The organism is Stutzerimonas kunmingensis (assembly GCF_002929225.1).
GTDB lineage: Bacteria > Pseudomonadota > Gammaproteobacteria > Pseudomonadales > Pseudomonadaceae > Stutzerimonas.
In genome coordinates this window covers 557,383-575,269 of the sequence record NZ_PISM01000022.1, presented here as the reverse complement: position 1 = coordinate 575,269, position 17,887 = coordinate 557,383, and the positions used below count along the sequence as shown (strand labels likewise).

The following is a 17,887-nucleotide window of genomic DNA, read 5'->3' as shown; positions in this document are numbered from 1 at the left end:
CACCTCACATTCGTCCCGCCCCTGGATCAAGCGTAGCTCAGCCTGACGCGCTCAAGCCGCGCACGACGGACGGAGCTCTGGAGCAGCGGCAAATGGGGTTTCCCTAGGCCGCGGGGGGTCATGTATGCTACGGCGCTTCCATGCCTCCGCCCGCAGCCCGCCGGGTCGCGTTAGCGCCAGGTCCGCCGGACCTGCCAACGTGCCCGCGACAACGCATTCGCGGAGAGCCAGCCCCCATCCCAACGCCAGTAGCCATGCACGAACAGTATCAGCCCCGCGAAATCGAAGCCGCCGCGCAATCCCATTGGGACGCGCAGAAATCCTTTGAAGTGAGCGAACAGCCAGGCAAGGACACCTTCTATTGCCTGTCGATGTTCCCCTACCCCAGCGGCAAGCTGCACATGGGTCACGTGCGCAACTACACCATCGGCGACGTGATCGCGCGCTATCAGCGCATGCAGGGCAAGAATGTCCTGCAACCCATGGGCTGGGACGCGTTCGGCATGCCGGCGGAAAACGCCGCGATGAAGAATCAGGTGGCACCGGCGAAGTGGACCTACGAAAACATCGCCTACATGAAGGCCCAGCTGAAAAGCCTCGGCCTGGCGGTCGACTGGACGCGTGAAGTCACCACCTGCAAGCCGGACTACTACCGCTGGGAGCAGTGGCTGTTTACCCGCCTGTACGAAAAGGGCGTGATCTACCGCAAGAACGGCACCGTCAACTGGGACCCGGTCGACCAGACCGTACTGGCCAACGAGCAGGTCATCGACGGCCGTGGCTGGCGTTCCGGCGCGTTGATCGAGAAGCGCGAAATCCCGATGTACTACTTCAAGATCACCGCCTACGCGGATGAGCTGCTGGAGAGTCTGGACGAGCTGGATGGCTGGCCGGAACAGGTCAAGACCATGCAGCGCAACTGGATCGGCAAGTCGCGCGGCATGGAGATCAGCTTCCCCTACGACGTGGCCAGCATCGGCAGCGAAGGCGTGATGAAGGTCTTCACCACCCGTCCCGATACGCTGATGGGTGCAACTTACGTCGCGGTGGCCGCCGAGCACCCGCTGGCCACGCTCGCCGCGCAGAACAATCCCGAGCTGCAGGCCTTCATCGATGAATGCAAGCGTGGCGGCGTCGCCGAAGCCGACATCGCCACCCAGGAGAAGAAGGGCCTCGCCACTTCACTGCGCGTGCAGCATCCGCTGACTGGCGAGTTGCTGCCGGTGTGGGTCGCCAACTACGTGCTGATGAACTACGGCGAAGGTGCGGTCATGGCCGTCCCGGCGCACGACGAGCGCGACTTCGAGTTCGCCAGTAAGTACGACTTGCTGATCAAGCCGGTGGTACGCACCAGCGCCGGCGACCAGACCCCGGCACCCTGGCAGGACGCCTACGGCGAACACGGCGAGCTGATCAATTCAGACATCTTCGACGGCCTCGACTTCGACGGCGCGTTCGATGCCATCGAAGTGGCGCTGCAGAAGAAAGGCCTCGGCCAGGCACGCACCCAATTCCGCCTGCGCGACTGGGGCATCAGCCGTCAGCGCTACTGGGGCTGCCCGATCCCGATCATCCACTGCGACAGCTGCGGCGACGTCGCGGTCCCCGAAGACCAGCTGCCGGTCGTGCTGCCGGAAGACGTGGTACCGGACGGCGCCGGCAGCCCGCTGGCGCGCATGCCGGAGTTCTACGAATGCAGCTGCCCGAAGTGCGGTGCGCCGGCCAAGCGTGAAACCGACACCATGGACACCTTCGTCGAGTCGTCCTGGTATTTCGCCCGCTACGCCAGCCCGAACTACGAACAGGGCATGGTCGATCCGGCCGCGGCCAACCACTGGCTGCCGGTGGATCAGTATATCGGCGGCATCGAGCACGCCATCCTGCACCTGCTCTACGCGCGCTTCTTCCACAAGCTGATGCGTGACGAAGGCCTGGTCAGCTCCAACGAGCCGTTCAAGAACCTGCTGACGCAGGGCATGGTGGTCGCCGACACCTACTACCGCACCCTGGAAAACGGCGGCAAGGACTGGTTCAACCCGGCCGACGTGATCGTCGAGCGTGACGCCAAGGCCAAGATCATCGGCGCGAAGCTGGCCAGCGATGGTCTGCCGGTGGAAATCGGCGGCACCGAGAAGATGTCCAAGTCGAAGAACAACGGCGTCGACCCGCAGGCCATGATCGATGCATACGGCGCAGATACCTGCCGCCTGTTCATGATGTTCGCCTCGCCGCCGGACATGAGTCTGGAGTGGTCCGACTCCGGCGTCGAGGGCGCCAGCCGCTTCCTGCGCCGCGTCTGGCGTCTGGCTCATGCACATGTCAGCGCTGGCGTCGCAGGCACGCTGGACACCGCCAGCCTGAGCGACGAGCAGAAGGCCGTACGCCGCGCGATCCATCTCGCCATCAAGCAGGCCAGCGTCGATGTCGGCCAGCATCACAAATTCAACACCGCCATCGCCCAGGTGATGACGCTGATGAACGTGCTGGAGAAAGCCGCGACCGCCAGCGAGCAGGATCGCGCGCTGTTGCAGGAGGGCCTGGAAACGGTCGCCCTGCTGCTCGCACCGATCACACCGCACATCTCTCACGAACTCTGGCAGCGACTCGGCAAACAGGGCGCGATCATTGACGCGCAATGGCCGAAGGTCGACGAGTCGGCCCTGGTGCAGGACAGCCTGACGCTGGTGGTACAGGTCAACGGCAAGCTGCGCGGGCAGATCGAAGTGCCGGCTGCGGCCACCCGCGAGGAAGTCGAGGCCGCGGCCCGTGGCAATGAAAACGTGCTGCGTTTCACCGAGGGCCTGACGATCCGCAAGGTCATTGTGGTACCGGGCAAGCTGGTCAACATCGTCGCTAACTGATTCGGCCCCGGCGTCCGCGCCGGGCCTGCAAGGGGATAACAAGATGAACAAACGGAATCTGGTGGTGCTGGGCCTGACACTGCTGCTGAGCGCTTGTGGCTTCCAGCTGCGCGGCACCGGTGACGTGGAGTTCGGTCTCAAGGAGATCGACCTGCAGGCGCGCAACAGCTACGGCGAAACGGTGCAACAGCTCGAAGACCTACTCAAGAGCAATGGCGTGCGGGTTTACCCGGGCGCCAAGTACAGCCTGAACCTTGCCCGCGAGCAGACCCGCCAGCGCACCGCCAGCTACACCAGCTCGGCACGCAGCGCCGAGTATGAGCTGACCAGCACCCTCGATTACGAATTCCGCGGCCCGCAGAACATGCTGCTGCTCGAGGACAGCATCGAAGTGCAGAAGGTCTACGTGCACGACAGCAACAACCTGATCGGCTCGTCCCAGGAAGGTGATCAGCTGCGCCAGGAAATGCGCCGCGAGCTGCTGCAGCAGCTGACCCTGCGTATCCAGCGCATCACCCCGGCGCAGCTCGACCGCCTGCAACAGGAAGCCGAAGCCAAGGCCCGCGCCGAGGCTGAAGCCATGGAAGCTGCCCGTCATGCCCAGGACGCGCAGCCGCAACAGTCGCCCATCCAGCTGCCCATCCAGTAACAGGTAACGGGGCCTCAAGGCCCCCGTCTTCGTACCATGAAGCTTTCTCCCGCTCAGCTCGGCAAACACCTGCAAGGCCCGCTGGCGCCCGTGTACGTCGTCTGTGGCGACGAGCACCTGCTGTGCCAGGAAGCCTGCGATGCGATCCGCGCAGCGACCCGAGCGCAGGGCTTCAGTGAGCGTCAGGTCTTTCACGTGGAGACCGGCTTCGACTGGAGCCAGTTGATCGAAGCCGGTGCGAGTCTTTCGCTGTTCGCCGAGAAGCGCCTGCTCGAACTGCGCATCCCCAACGGCAAGCCCGGTGACAAGGGTGCCGCGGCGCTGCTGGAATATCTCGCACGCCCCGCCGAGGACACCGTGCTGCTGGTCAGTCTGCCCAAGCTCGACGGCAGCACCCAGAAGACCAAATGGGCCAAGGCGCTGATCGATGGCAAGGACGTGCAGTTCCTGCAGATCTGGCCAGTGGATGCCGCGCAGCTGCCGCAGTGGATACGTCAGCGGCTGGCCCAGGCGGGCCTGTCCGCGGACCAGGAAGCCGTCGAACTGATCAGCGCCCGAGTCGAAGGCAACCTGTTGGCCGCAGCGCAGGAAATCGAAAAGCTCAAGCTGCTGGCCGAAGCCGGACAGGTCACCGCGGAAACCGTCCAGGCCGCGGTGGCTGATAGCGCCCGTTACGATGTATTCGGCCTGATCGACGCAGCCCTGCACGGCCAGGCGGCCCATGCGCTGCACATGCTGGAGGGCCTGCGCGGTGAAGGCGTCGAGGCACCGGTGATCCTCTGGGCGCTGGCCCGCGAACTGCGCCTGCTGGCCAATATTGCGCAGCAATATGCCCAGGGCACTCCGCTTGAGCGTGCCTTCAGCCAGGCCCGCCCGCCGGTCTGGGATAAGCGTCGCCCGCTGGTTTCCAAAGCACTGCAAAGGCATAACGCGGCCGGCTGGAACCAGTTGCTGAGAGACGCGCAACACATCGACGAGCAGATCAAGGGCCAGGCCGCCGGGGATCCCTGGATCGGTCTGGCGGACATTTGCCTGCAACTGAGTGGCCGCCGGATCGGTACCTGACGAGCGAATCGCGGAGAGCGAGTTCACGCCGCAGCGCACTGGACATTTTTTGTACAAGGCCTATGATTCCCTCGCCCGATAGCGGGCCATTTGAGGAAATCGAAATGAGCACACGCAAGAAACGGCCGAACAAGGCCAAGCACCTGGTTGCGCACCCCCTGTTCCGCCTCCGCCAGGAAACGCCGAAAAAAGGCAAAGGCAGCTACCGCCGCGAAGCCTCCCAGTCCACCAACTGGGAGGCTTCGGTCCTTCTGGCAGCCTGAAAACCCAACACCGCCAAAGCGTGATAATGTCTGCGGCCGACGACACGTTTCGAGAGCGGTGCATGTATCACACCTTCGTTCCCGTTCTGCTGCTACGTACCCTGGTTGCCGCTTCGGCGATGAGCCTGGTCGTTGCCTGTGCAGCCGAACCCCTCGCGCAGTCCACTCTGGTCAGCAACGTCCCCGCCGCCAGCCAGCCTAGCGACGCCACCATCGCCGATGTCCGTTCGGAAGCCACTCACCTGAGCTTCAGCCAGTGGCGCGAGCAGTTCCGCGCTGAAGCCCTTGCGGCCGGTATCTCCGCCGCAACCTTCGACCAGGCCTTCGCCGGCGTCCAGCCCGATCCAGCGGTGATTGAGGCGGACCGTAGCCAGCCCGAGTTCACCCGGCCCGTCTGGCAGTACCTGGAAGGCGCCATTTCGCCACAGCGCGTGCGCAGCGGCCGCCGCTTGCTTAGCGAGCACGCCACCACACTGGATCAGATCGAGGCCCGCTACGGCGTCGATCGCGAAACCTTGGTTGCCGTCTGGGGACTGGAAAGCAGCTTCGGCCAGATCATGGGCGACAAGTCGGTGATTCGTTCCCTTGCGACCCTCGCCCACGAGGGTCGCCGTCCGGCATTCGCCAAGAGTCAGCTGATTGCAGCGCTGGAAATCCTCCAGCACGGCGACGTCGAGCCACAGCGCATGCGCGGCTCCTGGGCTGGCGCCATGGGGCAGACGCAGTTCATTCCGACCACTTACAACACCCATGCCGTGGATTTCGATGGCGACGGCAAGCGCGATATCTGGAATAGCTCGGCCGATGCCCTTGCCTCCGCCGCGCATTACCTTCAGGCATCCGGCTGGAAACAGGGTAAGGCCTGGGGCTTCGAGGTAGAGCTACCCGAAGGGTTCGACTACGCCTTGGCCGACACCGAGATTCGCAAGCCGCTGGCCGAATGGCGCCGCCTCGGCCTGCGCAACCTGCCCGGCGACCAGGAAGAAGCCAGCGCCAGCCTGCTGCTGCCTGCCGGCCATCGTGGCCCGGCATTCCTCATCATGGACAATTTCCGCGCCATCCTGCGCTACAACAACTCCTCGGCATATGCCCTGGCGATCGGCCTGCTGGCAGAGAATTTCCAGGGCAAGGGCGAGGTCGCGGGCAGCTGGCCACGCGGCGAACAGCCACTCAGCCGCTCCGAGCGCCTTGAACTGCAGGAACGTCTCGTCGCTCAGGGCTTCGACCCGGGCACCCCGGACGGCATCATCGGCGCCAATACCCGCAAGGCTATCCGCGGCTTCCAGCAACGCCTGGGTTGGCCGGCCGATGGCCATCCCACTCAGGAGCTGCTCGGGCGACTGCGCGCCCACAACTGATCGCGGTGGGCTTGGCGCCAAACACAAAAGCCCCGGCAGACAGCCGGGGCTTTTTTTTATCCCTGCAACAAGGTCAGTGTTTGATGGCTACTTCGTAGAGGTAGTCCGGCAGCGGGTCGATGATTACCTGCTGGCCTTGATAGTGGGCCTTCACTGCCTCGCGCGCGACCACGCCATGTGGCACGCGCTGATCACCACCAAGGCGCTGGCGTGCGCGGTAGTCGATCACGCAGCCGTCGGTCTCGACCCAGAAGTGCGGTGAAACCACCTTACCGTCCAGTTCGACCTGCCCCAACATCGCTCGGTATGGAATGTGCTGCTTGGCCAGCCGCGTCACCACCAAGCGGCTCATCGCGTCGCACTCGACCTTCGCGGCATCCAGATCGTCAAGCAAGTCCTTCAATTGGGGTTCGTTCATCTGCAGTGGCCCTCGGTTGGCCTCATGGTGTAAACGAACGTCACTATAGACCAAAGTCTAATGCGGCGTAATGCCGCAATTTTCTTGCCAACCGTCTGGCAGTTCCCGCGCCATGCGCTTTCGCAAGGCGCATGGTGGACGGAAAAGAAAAAACCGCGCAGACAGCCTGGACTGTCTACGCGGTCTTCAAGAGCCGCAACAACTTTACGGTTTCAGTCTTTTTTGGCTCCGTGCGCCTGCTGATCGGCATGGTACGACGAGCGCACCAGCGGGCCTGAGGCGATGTTCTTGAAGCCCATCTTCATCCCCTCTTCGGCAAACCAGGCGAAGGTGTCGGGATGAACGAAGCGCTGCACCGGGAGGTGGTTACGCGAAGGCTGCAGGTACTGACCCAGGGTCAGCATGTCGATATCGTGCTCGCGCATGCGGTGCATGACCTCGATGACCTCCTCGTCGGTCTCGCCGAGGCCGAGCATCAGTCCCGACTTGGTCGGCACGCCCGGCACGCGCTGCTTGAACTTCTCCAGAAGATCCAGTGACCACTCGAAATCCGAGCCCGGCCGCGACGACTTGTATAGCCGCGGTACGGTCTCCAGATTGTGGTTGAACACATCCGGCGGCTCGCTGGCAGTGATATCCAAAGCGATATCCATGCGCCCACGGTAGTCGGGCACCAAGGTTTCCAGCTGGATCGACGGCGACAGCTTGCGAATCTCGCGCAGGCAATCGGCAAAGTGCTGGGCGCCACCGTCGCGCAGATCGTCGCGATCCACCGAGGTGATGACCACGTACTTCAGGCGCATGTCGGCGATGGCCTGGGCCAGGTTCTTCGGCTCATCCGGGTCCAGCGCATTCGGCCGGCCGTGGCCGACGTCGCAGAACGGGCAGCGACGGGTGCAGATGTCGCCCATGATCATGAAGGTCGCGGTTCCGCTGGAGAAGCACTCGCCCAGGTTGGGACAGGAGGCTTCCTCGCAGACGCTGTGCAGTTTGTGCTTGCGCAGGGTCTGCTTGATCTGGTCGACCTCCGGGGAAACCGGAATGCGCACGCGAATCCAGTCCGGCTTCTTCGGCAGCTCATCGGAGGGGATGATCTTCACCGGAATCCGCGCAACCTTCTCGGCACCACGCAGTTTGACGCCTGCCTCTACCTTGGCCGGGCGCTTGCCTGCCGTTTCTACACTACTCATATGCTTCGATTCCGCCCGCGAGGGTCTTCTGTTGCGCGTATCCGAGCTGCCGGACCAGATGACCACGCAGTCGATCGGCCACTTCAGAGATGTCGATCGGCCCGATCAGGTCACGCAGCTGGGTCATGGGCAGCCCTGCATAACCGCAGGGGTTGATGCGCCGGAAAGGTTCGAGATCCATGTCCACGTTCAGCGCCAGGCCGTGGAAGGAACGGCCATTGCGAATGCGCAGGCCCAGAGACGCGATCTTCGCACCGTTGACGTAAACGCCCGGCGCATCCGCTTTGGCAGCCGCCTCGATGCCATAGCCGGCGAGCAGATCGATCAGGCTCTGCTCGATACGACTCACCAGCTCGCGCACACCGATACCGAGTCGGCGCACATCGAGCAACAGATAACCAACCAGTTGGCCGGGCCCGTGATAGGTCACCTGACCACCTCGATCCACCTGCACTACCGGAATTTCGCCAGGGAACAGCAGGTGCTCGGCCTTACCGGCCTGGCCCTGAGTGAATACGGGCGGGTGCTGCAGCAGCCAGATTTCGTCGCCACTGTCTGCATCGCGCGTGTTGGTGAAGTGCTGCATGGCCTGCCAGGCAGTCCGGTACTCGATCTGGCCGAGCTCACGCACGCCCACTTCGAGGGTCATCACAGCACCATGTGAACACGGCCAGTGGCGCGCAGGTCGACGTGAATGGCCTGCAGCTGCTCTACGCCGGTGGCGGTGATCAGCACCTGCAGCGAAAGGAATCGCCCGTTGCGGCTGTCGCGGGTGACGACGGTGGTTTCGTCGAAATCCGGCGCGTGGCGCTGGATGACTTCGATCACGACCTCACGGAAGCCTTCGCCAGCGTCGCCGATCACCTTGATCGGGTAGCGCTCGCAGGGGAAGTCAATCTTGGGTGCTGCGACATCTTGGTTATCGGTCATGGGCGTAACGGACTCGTGATCCGCACGTGCGCCGCGGCGGGATCAGCCGCGGTGCACTCGCGCGTGGTCAGTTGAACAGGCTGTAGAAGAAGAGGCGAATGCTATCCCAAAACCGGCGGAACAGCCCACCCTCTTCGATGGTTTCCAGCGCCACCAGATCGGTGCTGCGGACGACCTTGTCCTCCAGCTTGACCTCGACCTTGCCGATGACGTCACCCTGCTGGATTGGTGCGGTAAGTGTGCCGTTGAAGCTCATGACCGCTTGCAGCTTCTCTGCCTGGCCACGCGGCAGGGTCATGGTCAGGTCCTCTGCCAGGCCCGCCTTAAGCTTGTCCTGCTGGCCTTTCCAGACCTGCGCCTGAGCCAGCTCGGTGCCCTTCTGGTAGAAGGTGCGGGTCTCGAAGAAGCGGAAGCCATAGGTCAGCAGCTTCTGGGTCTCCGCCGCGCGGGCCTGCTCGCTGTCGGTACCGAACACCACCGAGATCAGGCGCATGTTGTCACGCACGGCAGACGCCACCAGGCAGTAGCCAGCCTCTTCGGTATGACCGGTTTTCAGGCCGTCGACGGTCTTGTCGCGCCACAGCAACAAATTGCGGTTGGGCTGCTTGATGTTGTTCCAGAAGAACTCTTTCTGCGCGTAGATGGCGTAGTGCGCCGGGTCTTCGTAGATGATCGCGCGAGCCAGCTTGGCCATGTCGTTGGCCGAGGAATAATGATCCGGGTCCGGCAGGCCGGTGGCATTCATGAAATGGCTGTTGGTCATGCCCAGGCGCTGAGCCGTGCTGTTCATCAGGTCGGCAAAGGCCTCTTCACTGCCCGCGATGTGCTCGGCCATGGCGACGCTGGCGTCGTTGCCCGACTGAATGATGATGCCATGCAGCAGATCGTCGACCGAGACCTGCGTGTTGACCTGGATGAACATCCGCGAGCCGCCGGTACGCCAGGCCTTTTCGCTCACCGTGACCATGTCGCTGTCGCTGATCTGACCCTTCTGGATTTCCAGGGTGGCGATATAGGCCGTCATCAGCTTGGTCAGGCTCGCTGGCGGCAGGCGCTCGTCACCGTTGTGCTCGACCAGTACCTCGCCGCTGGCCGCGTCCATCAGCATGTAGGACTTGGCCGCCAGCTGCGGGGCGGACGGTACGATCTGCGCTGCCCAGACGGTCGGGGTGACCGTCAGCACTGCCAGGACTATGAAGCGTTGCACGAGGCTGGTGATGTTCATCCGAATCTCAAATTAGTCAGGTAAAACGAAGGCAAGGTTTGCAGCGGTCAGTCAGCGGCAACGCGCCGCGGCTGCCCGAGGTTGGCCAGGCGTACGCTCTCTTCGAGCTGCATGGCCTCATCCGGTGTGTCGATGGGTCCCAGGCGCACGCGGTGCAGGGTCTGCTGGTTGTGTACCACCGAGCTGATGAACACCGGGGCAGAGACCACGCCGCTCAGCTTGTCCTTGAGCAACTGCGCTGCATCCGGATTGGCGAAGGCGCCAACCTGGAGAAACAGGCCAGAGGCTGCGGGCGAAGCGTTTTTTTTTGCATCGACTTCCAGCGGCACCGTGGCCGCAGCGTGCTGCTGGGGCGGCGGCGTGTACTGTTCGATCGGCTGCGCGACATTGCTGGCGGGCTTGCTCGCAATCATCTCCGGCTGCGCCATCATCGTCGGCACCGGTCGGCCCTGGTCGGCCCACCATTGCTGTGGGTCGATGCCTTCGACCTTTACCCGCGCCGTTCCGCTCTCGGCATAGCCGAGCTTCTTCGCCGCGGCGAAAGACAGATCGATGATGCGATCGGAGTAGAACGGTCCACGATCATTGACGCGCAAGACCACGGTGCGCCCGTTATCCAGATTGGTGACCTTGACGTAAGTGGGCAAGGGCAGCGTCTTGTGCGCCGCGCTCATGCCATAAAGATCGTACTTCTCGCCATTGGCGGTGGGCTGGCCGTGAAACTTGGTGCCATACCAGGATGCCGTCCCGGTAGCCGAATAACGTCGACCATCGCTGATTGGAAAGTAGGTCTTGCCCAGCACCGTATAGGGATTAGCCTTGTAACGGCCGTAATGCGGCATCGGCGTGGCATCGGGGATCTGCGAAACGTCGACGTCCCACCAGGGCGCGCCGTCCTTGTGCGGACGGCTGTAGTCGCCGGGACCACTGATACCGGTACTCTTGCGTGGTGCACTGCTCGGTGTCGGCGCCGATGAGCAGCTCGCCAGCAGCGCCCCGGCGACGCCCAGCGCGACCAACCTTGTCCAGATCACGGTCATTGTTCGCCTCGCGCTTCGGCCAGCAGCTGGGACAGCTGATGCACGGCCATCGCATACATCACGCTACGGTTGTAGCGGGTAATGACATAGAAATTCGGCAGGCCCAGCCAGTACTCATCACCCTCTGCGCCATCCAGGCGGAAAGCGGTAATGGCCGTATCGTTGGCCACCGACTTGTCGAACTGCCAGCCCAGGCTACGCATTTCGCCGGCATTCTTCTGCGACTCCAGGCCGACGGTCAGCCCTTCTTCATAGCGCTCGCCGCCAACCTTGGCCCGCGCCACCACCGGCTCGCCCGCAGCCCAGCCATGTTGCTTGAAGTAACTGGCCGCACTGCCGATGGCATCGGTGGGGTTGTTCCAGATATCGATGTGCCCGTCGCCGTCGAAATCCACCGCGTAGGCGCGGAAGCTGCTCGGCATGAACTGCGGCAGTCCCATCGCACCCGCGTAGGAGCCCTTGAGCGTAAGCGGGTCAACCTGCTCCTCACGGGTCAGCAGCAGGAACTCCTTGAGCTGCTGACGGAAAAACGGCTGACGCGGAGGGTAATCGAAGCCCAGCGTCGACAGCGCATCGATCACCCGATGGCTACCGGTATTGCGGCCGTAGAAGGTTTCCACGCCGATGATCGCGACGATGATTTCCGCCGGCACGCCGTATTCGGTTTCCGCACGAGTCAGCGCGGCTTCGTTCTCCCGCCAGAAATCGACGCCCTGGGCGATGCGCGAGTCGGTGAGGAAGATAGGTCGGTATTCCTTCCACGGCTTGACCCGCTCCGCAGGACGCGAAATGGCATCGAGAATCGCCTGCTTGCGCTCGGCCTGCTTGAACAGGTCACGCAGCTGCTCGTCGGCAAATCCGTAGTCGCGGGTCATCTCCGCGATGAACTCGTCCACGTTGGCGCCGGTGTAATCGGCCGCCTGCAGCGGCAAGCTTCCCAGCACCGCGCCGGCCAAAGCCACGCCCCCTAGCATCCGCGCCTTCAAGCCACGCCGTAATGAAGTCAACAAATTCACTCTCGTCAAACCTGCGCGATCCACTTGCGATGGGTGTGGATCGACATCAAAACCCCGAACCCTGACAGCAGGGTCACCAATGAAGTTCCGCCATAACTAATGAAGGGCAACGGCACCCCCACCACCGGCAACAGCCCACTGACCATACCGATATTGACGAAAACGTAAACAAAGAAGGTCATCGTCAGCGCACCGGCCAGCAGTTTTCCAAACAGCGTTTGCGCCTGCACGGTGATAACAAGGCCGCGGGTGATCAGCAGACCATACACCAGCAGCAGCAGGCAGACCCCGACCAGGCCGAACTCTTCAGCGAGCACGGCGATGATAAAGTCCGTGTGGCTTTCCGGCAAAAAATCCAGGTGCGACTGCGTGCCTGCCAGCCAGCCCTTGCCGAACACCCCACCCGAACCGATCGCCGCCTTCGACTGGATGATGTTCCAGCCAGTGCCCAGCGGATCGCTTTCCGGATCGAGAAACGTCAGTACTCGCTGCTTCTGGTAGTTGTGCAGTACGAAGTACCACATCGCCACAGCAATGGGCACGATCGCCGTGACCGCGCCAATGATCCAGCGCCAACGCAGACCGCCGATGAACAGGACGAATGCGCCGGAGGCGAGAATCAGCAGCGACGTGCCCAGATCCGGCTGTTTGAGGATCAGCACGAAGGGCACGAGGATCAGCGACAGACTGATCGCAGTGTGCTTGATGCTCGGCGGCAGGCTGCGCGAGGACAGATACCAGGCAATGGTCATCGGCATGATGATCTTCATGAACTCCGACGGCTGGAAGCGGATCACCCCCGGAATGTTGATCCAGCGGGTGGCGCCCATCGCTGTATGGCCGACGACCTCGACCGCCACCAGCAGCGCTACCACAGCGAGATAGCCCAGCGGTACCCAGCGCGCCATGAAGCGTGGCTCGAACTGTGCAATGACCAGCATTGCACCCAGGCCGAGGCCGAAAGACGTCGCCTGCTTGATGACCAGATCCCAGTTCTTGCCGCTGGCCGAATAGAGAATGAACAGGCTGCCCGCCGCCAGCATCAGCAGCAGCACCAGCAGCAGCCCGTCGATATGCAGGCGCTGCAACAGGCTGGCGCGACGCCGCAGTACGTCCTCGCGCGACAGGGTTCGGTCGAAATTGCCGCTCATGGCTTCTTCCCTTCGGCGGTCAGCGGCGGGGCGAACTCGGGCTTGAGCACGCCCTCCTCGTTCAGCAGCCAGGCGTCCATGACCTGCTTGGCCACCGGCGCGGCGACGCCCGAACCGGATTCGCCGTTCTCGACCATCACCGCCACGGCGATCTGCGGGTCATGCACCGGGGCGAAGGCGACGAACAGCGCATGGTCCCGATGGCGTTCGGCCAGCTTGGCACTGTCGTATTTCTCGCCCTGGCGGATCGCGACCACCTGGGCGGTACCGCTCTTGCCGGCAATACGATACGCCGCGCTGTCACCGACCTTCCTTGCCGTACCCCGCGCGCCATGCAGAACCTGCTCCATGCCGTGGGTCGCGTAGTCCCAGTAGCGCGGATCGCGAAGCTGGATGTCCGGAACCGGATCATGGTCCACCGGCGCTTCACTACCGACACTGCGCGCCAGATGCGGCCGAATCCACTTGCCGCGGGTCGCCACTAGCGCCGTGGCCTGGGCCAGCTGCAGCGGCGTGGCCTGCATGTAACCCTGGCCGATACCGAGAATCACTGTTTCACCGGGATACCAGGGCTGGCGATAGCGCGCCCGTTTCCAGTCGCGCGACGGCATCAGGCCCGCCGTCTCCTCGTGCATGTCCAGGGATACGCGCTGCCCCAGGCCGAAGCGGGTCATGTATTCGTGCATGCGATCGACGCCCAGCTTGTGGGCCATGTCGTAGAAGTAGGTGTCGTTGGAGCGGGCTATGGCCAGGTCCAGGTCCACCCAGCCGTCGCCGTTGCGGTTCCAGTTGCGGTACTTGTGCTTCACGTTCGGCAGTTGGAAAAAGCCCGGATCGAACACGCGACTGCTCGGCGTGATCACGCCGGCATCGAGACCGGCAACGGCCATCATTGGCTTGATGGTCGAGCCGGGCGGGTAAAGGCCGCGCAGCACACGGTTGAACAACGGACGATCAATAGAGTCGCGCAGTTCACCGTAATCCTTGAAGCTGATGCCGGTGACGAAAAGGTTGGGGTTGAAGCTCGGCTGACTGACCATCGCCACCACCTCGCCGGTGCTCGGCAGCAGCGCGACGATTGCACCGCGACGACCACCGAGCGCCGTTTCTGCGGCCTCCTGCAGGTCGAGATCGAGCGACAGCGTGATGTCCTTGCCCGGTATCGGATCGGTACGCTTGAGCACGCGCAAGACCCTGCCGCGGGCATTGGTTTCGACCTCTTCGTAGCCGACCTGGCCGTGCAGCTCGTCCTCGTAGAATTTCTCGATACCGGTCTTGCCGACATGGTGCGTGCCGCTGTAATTGACCGGGTCGAGCTGCTTGAGCTCTTGTTCGTTGATTCGCCCGACATAGCCTACCGAGTGCGCGAAGTGCGGACCCTGCGGGTAATGCCGGACCAGCTGCGCCGCCACCTCGACCCCAGGCAGGCGGAACTGATTCACGGCAATGCGCGCAATCTGCTCCTCGGACAGCTCATACATGATCGGTACCGGCTCGAATGGCCGGCGCCCCTGCAACACGCGTTTCTCGAACAGCCCGCGCTCTTCCTCGCTGAGCTCCAGCACCTCAACCACGCCATCGAGCACAGTCTTCCAGTCGCCGGCGCGCTCGCGGGTGACGGTCAGGCTGAAACTGGGCCGGTTGTCGGCGATGACCCGGCCCTTGCGGTCGAAGATCAATCCGCGATTGGGCGGAATCGGCTGCACGTGGACGCGGTTGTTCTCCGACAGCGTCGAATGGTGCTCGAACTGCACCACCTGCAGGTAGTACATCCGCGACACCAGCACACCGATCAACAGCAACACGAACGCAAGGCCGACGATGACGCGCCGGCGCACCAGCACGGCGTCCTTCTCGTGATCCTTGAGTTGAATCGGTTGCGGCATCTTGAAGGGGTTCGCGGACTACTTGTGATAGGGATGACCGGACAGCAGCGTCCAGGCGCGGTAGATCTGTTCGCCGATCAGGATTCGCACCAGCGGATGAGGCAGGGTCAGCGGCGACAGCGACCAGCGCTGCTCGCTGCGCGCACAAACCTCGGGTGCCAGCCCTTCCGGACCGCCGACCATGAGGTTGACGTTGCGTGCATCGAGCCGCCAGCGCTCGATTTCCGCCGCCAGCTGCTCGGTGCTCCACGGCTTGCCATGTACTTCGAGCGTGACAATGCGCTCGCCTGGCTGAACCTTGCCCAGCATGGCCTCGCCTTCCTGGCGAATCAACCGCGCCACGTCGGCGTTCTTGCCACGGGTATTGAGCGCGATCTCATGCAGCTCCAGCGGTAGTTCGGACGGCAGGCGCTTGGCATATTCCTGCCAACCATCCTCGACCCAACGTGGCATCTTCGAGCCGACCGCAATCAGCTTGATACGCACGGCTTATTCCGGATCGTGGGCGTGCTGCGCGCGGCTCTGCTCGGCGCCCTGCCAGAGACGTTCCAGATCGTAGAACTGGCGGGTCGGCACCTGCATCACATGGACGACGACATCGCCCAGGTCGAGCAACGCCCACTCACCGCCTTCGAGACCCTCGCTGCCAAGCGGGCGAACGCCCTGCTCCTTGACCTGCTCCAGCACGTTTTCGACGAGCGACTTGACGTGCCGGCTGGAACTGCCGCTGGCGATGATCATGTAATCGGTGACACTGGTCTTGCCGCGCACATCAATGGTGGTGATGTCCTGGCCTTTCAGATCTTCCAGGGCGGCAACCGCCAGCTGGACCAACTCTTCAGTTTGCATAACGTGAAAACAACCTCAGTTCGACGCCCGGTACAGTCCGTGCGCGTTGATATAAGCCAGTACGGCATCGGGAACCAGGAATCGGACCGACTTGCCGCTGGCCAGCAATTGGCGAATCTGTGTGGCAGACACTTCCAACGGTGTCTGCCAGACGAATGCAATCTGCCCGCTGCCCCCGCAAAGCACCTGGGGATCGGGCACGCTGCGTGCGGCGAGCAGATCGCGCAGCACCTGCGGCGCCTCGCTGCCGGCATCCGGGCGTTGCAGGACGAGGATATGGCAATAGTCGAGCAGCTCCTCCCAGCGATGCCAGGTTGGCAGGCCGCAGAAGGCATCCCAGCCCACCACCAGCAACAACTGATCCTCCTCGCCCAGCTCGGCGCGCAGGGAAATCAGCGTGTCGATGGTGTAGGACGGCTTCTCCCGCTCCAGCTCACGAGCGTCCACACAAAGTGGCGGCAGGTCTTGCACCGCCAGGCGAACCATTGCCAGGCGATCCTGCGCCGAGCAATTGGGGGTGTCACGGTGCGGCGGACGCGCGTTGGGTATCAGCCGCAGCTCGTCGAGATCGAACATCTCGGCCACTTCCAGCGCCCCGCGCAAGTGACCGATGTGTACCGGATCGAAGGTACCGCCGAGTATACCGATGCGCCGGGCGCCGCTGCCTTGGCTCATCAGGTACGGACGTGGCCGTCGCCAAACACCACGTACTTCTCGCTGGTCAGCCCTTCCAGACCGACCGGACCACGGGCATGAAGCTTGTCAGTGGAGATGCCGATCTCCGCACCCAGGCCATACTCGAAGCCATCGGCGAAACGCGTCGAGGCGTTGACCATCACCGAAGCGGAGTCCACCTCGGTGAGGAAGCGCCGGGCATCGGTGAAATTCTCGGTGACGATCGCGTCGGTGTGTTGCGAGCCGTAGCGATTGATGTGCTCGATGGCGGCATCCAGCGAATCGACGATGCGGATCGACAGGATCGGTGCGTTGTATTCGGTGGACCAGTCTTCTTCGCTGGCCTCCAGCACATCGCCGCCAAGCAGCGCCTGGGTTCGCGCACAGCCACGCAACTCAACGCCCTTCTCGCGATAGATGGCCGCCAGTGCCGGCAGCACCCGATCGGCGATGCCCTGGTGAACCAGCAGCGTCTCCATGGTGTTGCACGGCGCGAAGCGCTGGGTCTTGGCGTTGTCGGCGACGCGAACGGCCTTGTCCACGTCCGCCGCCACGTCGATGTAGACATGGCAGATGCCGTCCAGGTGCTTGATCACCGGTACCCGGGCGTCGCGACTGATGCGTTCGATCAGCCCCTTGCCGCCGCGCGGCACGATCACATCGACGTATTCCGGCATGCTGATCAGCGCGCCGACCGCAGCCCGGTCAGTGGTCTCCACGACCTGCACCGCCGCTGCCGGCAGCCCGGCTTCGGCCAGGCCAAGCTGGATGCAGCGGGCAATGGCCTGATTGGAATGGATCGCCTCGGAACCACCGCGCAGGATGGTCGCATTGCCCGACTTCAGGCACAGGCTGGCGGCGTCGATGGTCACGTTCGGCCGCGACTCGTAGATGATCCCGACCACGCCCAGCGGCACGCGCATCTTGCCAACCTGAATGCCCGAAGGCATGTAGCGCATGTCGCGAATCTCGCCGATCGGGTCCGGCAGCGCGGCGACCTGGCGCAGCCCTTCGATCATGCCGTCGATCACCTTGGGCGTCAGCGCAAGACGATCGAGCATCGCCGCGTCCAGACCGTTGGCGCGGCCACCGGCAAGGTCCCGCTCGTTGGCGCTGACCAACTCGTCGCGGGCTGCGTCGAGCGCGGCGGCGGCGGCCTGCAGCGCACGGTTCTTCTGCGCCATGCTGGCGCGCGCAAGCACCCGCGAGGCCTCGCGCGCGGCGCGGCCCAGGCGGTTCATGTAATCGAGTACGGACTCGGTCATGGATCTAGCTGGCCTGACTGAAGGGAAAGCGGCTGATTATAGCCAC

At 63.4% G+C, this 17,887-nt stretch carries 18 protein-coding genes; 5 read left to right on the top strand and 13 right to left on the bottom strand.

The genetic code is table 11. The features are described from left to right. Window positions 1-254: 254 nt before the first annotated feature. The 5 genes from leuS to CW305_RS21815 all read left to right on the top strand — a co-directional run bounded on the left by leuS (window position 255) and on the right by CW305_RS21815 (window position 6,196). Window positions 255-2,861 carry a leucine--tRNA ligase gene (leuS, locus tag CW305_RS21835; RefSeq protein ID WP_104098964.1) on the top strand — a complete coding sequence of 869 codons (2,607 nt, stop codon included), beginning with the start codon at window positions 255-257 and terminating at the stop codon, window positions 2,859-2,861. Between the two features lie 43 nt (window positions 2,862-2,904). Next, complete coding sequence (locus CW305_RS21830; protein WP_023444927.1) at window positions 2,905-3,510, top strand: LPS-assembly lipoprotein LptE; 606 nt, start codon at window positions 2,905-2,907, stop codon at window positions 3,508-3,510. Window positions 3,511-3,546: 36 nt separating this feature from the next. Further along, a complete protein-coding gene (gene holA / locus CW305_RS21825; RefSeq protein ID WP_104098963.1) occupies window positions 3,547-4,575 on the top strand; it encodes a DNA polymerase III subunit delta in 1,029 nt (342 codons plus the stop codon). Between the two features lie 104 nt (window positions 4,576-4,679). Beyond that, window positions 4,680-4,838, top strand: coding sequence for an alternative ribosome rescue factor ArfA (gene arfA, locus CW305_RS21820; protein WP_104098962.1), 159 nt, complete (start codon window positions 4,680-4,682; stop codon window positions 4,836-4,838). Window positions 4,839-4,900: 62 nt separating this feature from the next. Beyond that, window positions 4,901-6,196: a lytic murein transglycosylase gene (locus CW305_RS21815; protein WP_104098961.1), complete on the top strand. Its 1,296-nt coding sequence runs from the start codon at window positions 4,901-4,903 to the stop codon at window positions 6,194-6,196. A 73-nt stretch (window positions 6,197-6,269) separates the two neighbouring features. Here CW305_RS21815 and CW305_RS21810 read toward each other — a convergent pair whose 3' ends face one another. From CW305_RS21810 to CW305_RS21750, 13 genes are all read right to left on the bottom strand, one after another. Continuing rightward, on the bottom strand, window positions 6,270-6,614 hold the full coding sequence (locus CW305_RS21810) for a hypothetical protein (RefSeq protein WP_003301712.1): 345 nt from the start codon (window positions 6,612-6,614) through the stop codon (window positions 6,270-6,272). Between the two features lie 212 nt (window positions 6,615-6,826). Next, window positions 6,827-7,804, bottom strand: a complete 978-nt coding sequence (gene lipA, locus CW305_RS21805; protein ID WP_104098960.1) for a lipoyl synthase — start codon at window positions 7,802-7,804, stop codon at window positions 6,827-6,829. Continuing rightward, window positions 7,797-8,453, bottom strand: coding sequence for a lipoyl(octanoyl) transferase LipB (lipB, locus tag CW305_RS21800; RefSeq protein WP_104098959.1), 657 nt, complete (start codon window positions 8,451-8,453; stop codon window positions 7,797-7,799). Before lipB ends, lipA begins: the two co-directional genes overlap by 8 nt. Further along, the gene (locus CW305_RS21795) at window positions 8,453-8,734 is read right to left on the bottom strand and encodes a DUF493 domain-containing protein (RefSeq protein WP_041015896.1); all 282 of its coding nucleotides are present in this window, start codon (window positions 8,732-8,734) and stop codon (window positions 8,453-8,455) included. Before CW305_RS21795 ends, lipB begins: the two co-directional genes overlap by 1 nt. 67 nt (window positions 8,735-8,801) lie before the next feature. Then, complete coding sequence (locus CW305_RS21790) at window positions 8,802-9,959, bottom strand: D-alanyl-D-alanine carboxypeptidase family protein (RefSeq protein WP_104098958.1); 1,158 nt, start codon at window positions 9,957-9,959, stop codon at window positions 8,802-8,804. 47 nt (window positions 9,960-10,006) lie between these two features. Then, complete coding sequence (locus tag CW305_RS21785; protein ID WP_104098957.1) at window positions 10,007-10,999, bottom strand: septal ring lytic transglycosylase RlpA family protein; 993 nt, start codon at window positions 10,997-10,999, stop codon at window positions 10,007-10,009. After that, window positions 10,996-11,973 carry a lytic murein transglycosylase B gene (gene mltB / locus CW305_RS21780; protein WP_104098956.1) on the bottom strand — a complete coding sequence of 326 codons (978 nt, stop codon included), beginning with the start codon at window positions 11,971-11,973 and terminating at the stop codon, window positions 10,996-10,998. Before mltB ends, CW305_RS21785 begins: the two co-directional genes overlap by 4 nt. Window positions 11,974-12,020: 47 nt before the next feature. Continuing rightward, window positions 12,021-13,166 carry a rod shape-determining protein RodA gene (gene rodA / locus CW305_RS21775; protein ID WP_023444920.1) on the bottom strand — a complete coding sequence of 382 codons (1,146 nt, stop codon included), beginning with the start codon at window positions 13,164-13,166 and terminating at the stop codon, window positions 12,021-12,023. Beyond that, a complete protein-coding gene (gene mrdA, locus CW305_RS21770; protein ID WP_104098955.1) occupies window positions 13,163-15,052 on the bottom strand; it encodes a penicillin-binding protein 2 in 1,890 nt (629 codons plus the stop codon). The genes rodA and mrdA overlap by 4 nt, the downstream gene beginning before the upstream one ends. Window positions 15,053-15,070: 18 nt before the next feature. Then, a complete protein-coding gene (gene rlmH / locus CW305_RS21765; RefSeq protein ID WP_014818954.1) occupies window positions 15,071-15,538 on the bottom strand; it encodes a 23S rRNA (pseudouridine(1915)-N(3))-methyltransferase RlmH in 468 nt (155 codons plus the stop codon). 3 nt (window positions 15,539-15,541) lie between these two features. Continuing rightward, window positions 15,542-15,901 (bottom strand): ribosome silencing factor, encoded by a 360-nt coding sequence (gene rsfS / locus CW305_RS21760; RefSeq protein ID WP_014818953.1) that lies wholly within the window; start codon window positions 15,899-15,901, stop codon window positions 15,542-15,544. Between the two features lie 15 nt (window positions 15,902-15,916). Continuing rightward, window positions 15,917-16,576, bottom strand: coding sequence for a nicotinate-nucleotide adenylyltransferase (gene nadD / locus CW305_RS21755; RefSeq protein WP_014818952.1), 660 nt, complete (start codon window positions 16,574-16,576; stop codon window positions 15,917-15,919). Beyond that, on the bottom strand, window positions 16,576-17,841 hold the full coding sequence (locus CW305_RS21750; RefSeq protein WP_104098954.1) for a glutamate-5-semialdehyde dehydrogenase: 1,266 nt from the start codon (window positions 17,839-17,841) through the stop codon (window positions 16,576-16,578). The genes nadD and CW305_RS21750 overlap by 1 nt, the downstream gene beginning before the upstream one ends. Window positions 17,842-17,887 lie beyond the last annotated feature (46 nt).

Coding starts and splice junctions, on each gene's coding strand:
- leuS (WP_104098964.1), top strand. CDS start 255: ATGCACGAACAGTATCAGCCCCGCGAAATCGAAGCCGCCGCGCAATCC.
- CW305_RS21830 (WP_023444927.1), top strand. CDS start 2,905: ATGAACAAACGGAATCTGGTGGTGCTGGGCCTGACACTGCTGCTGAGC.
- holA (WP_104098963.1), top strand. CDS start 3,547: ATGAAGCTTTCTCCCGCTCAGCTCGGCAAACACCTGCAAGGCCCGCTG.
- arfA (WP_104098962.1), top strand. CDS start 4,680: ATGAGCACACGCAAGAAACGGCCGAACAAGGCCAAGCACCTGGTTGCG.
- CW305_RS21815 (WP_104098961.1), top strand. CDS start 4,901: ATGTATCACACCTTCGTTCCCGTTCTGCTGCTACGTACCCTGGTTGCC.
- CW305_RS21810 (WP_003301712.1), bottom strand. CDS start 6,614: ATGAACGAACCCCAATTGAAGGACTTGCTTGACGATCTGGATGCCGCG.
- lipA (WP_104098960.1), bottom strand. CDS start 7,804: ATGAGTAGTGTAGAAACGGCAGGCAAGCGCCCGGCCAAGGTAGAGGCA.
- lipB (WP_104098959.1), bottom strand. CDS start 8,453: ATGACCCTCGAAGTGGGCGTGCGTGAGCTCGGCCAGATCGAGTACCGG.
- CW305_RS21795 (WP_041015896.1), bottom strand. CDS start 8,734: ATGACCGATAACCAAGATGTCGCAGCACCCAAGATTGACTTCCCCTGC.
- CW305_RS21790 (WP_104098958.1), bottom strand. CDS start 9,959: ATGAACATCACCAGCCTCGTGCAACGCTTCATAGTCCTGGCAGTGCTG.
- CW305_RS21785 (WP_104098957.1), bottom strand. CDS start 10,999: ATGACCGTGATCTGGACAAGGTTGGTCGCGCTGGGCGTCGCCGGGGCG.
- mltB (WP_104098956.1), bottom strand. CDS start 11,973: ATGCTAGGGGGCGTGGCTTTGGCCGGCGCGGTGCTGGGAAGCTTGCCG.
- rodA (WP_023444920.1), bottom strand. CDS start 13,166: ATGAGCGGCAATTTCGACCGAACCCTGTCGCGCGAGGACGTACTGCGG.
- mrdA (WP_104098955.1), bottom strand. CDS start 15,052: ATGCCGCAACCGATTCAACTCAAGGATCACGAGAAGGACGCCGTGCTG.
- rsfS (WP_014818953.1), bottom strand. CDS start 15,901: ATGCAAACTGAAGAGTTGGTCCAGCTGGCGGTTGCCGCCCTGGAAGAT.
- nadD (WP_014818952.1), bottom strand. CDS start 16,576: ATGAGCCAAGGCAGCGGCGCCCGGCGCATCGGTATACTCGGCGGTACC.
- CW305_RS21750 (WP_104098954.1), bottom strand. CDS start 17,841: ATGACCGAGTCCGTACTCGATTACATGAACCGCCTGGGCCGCGCCGCG.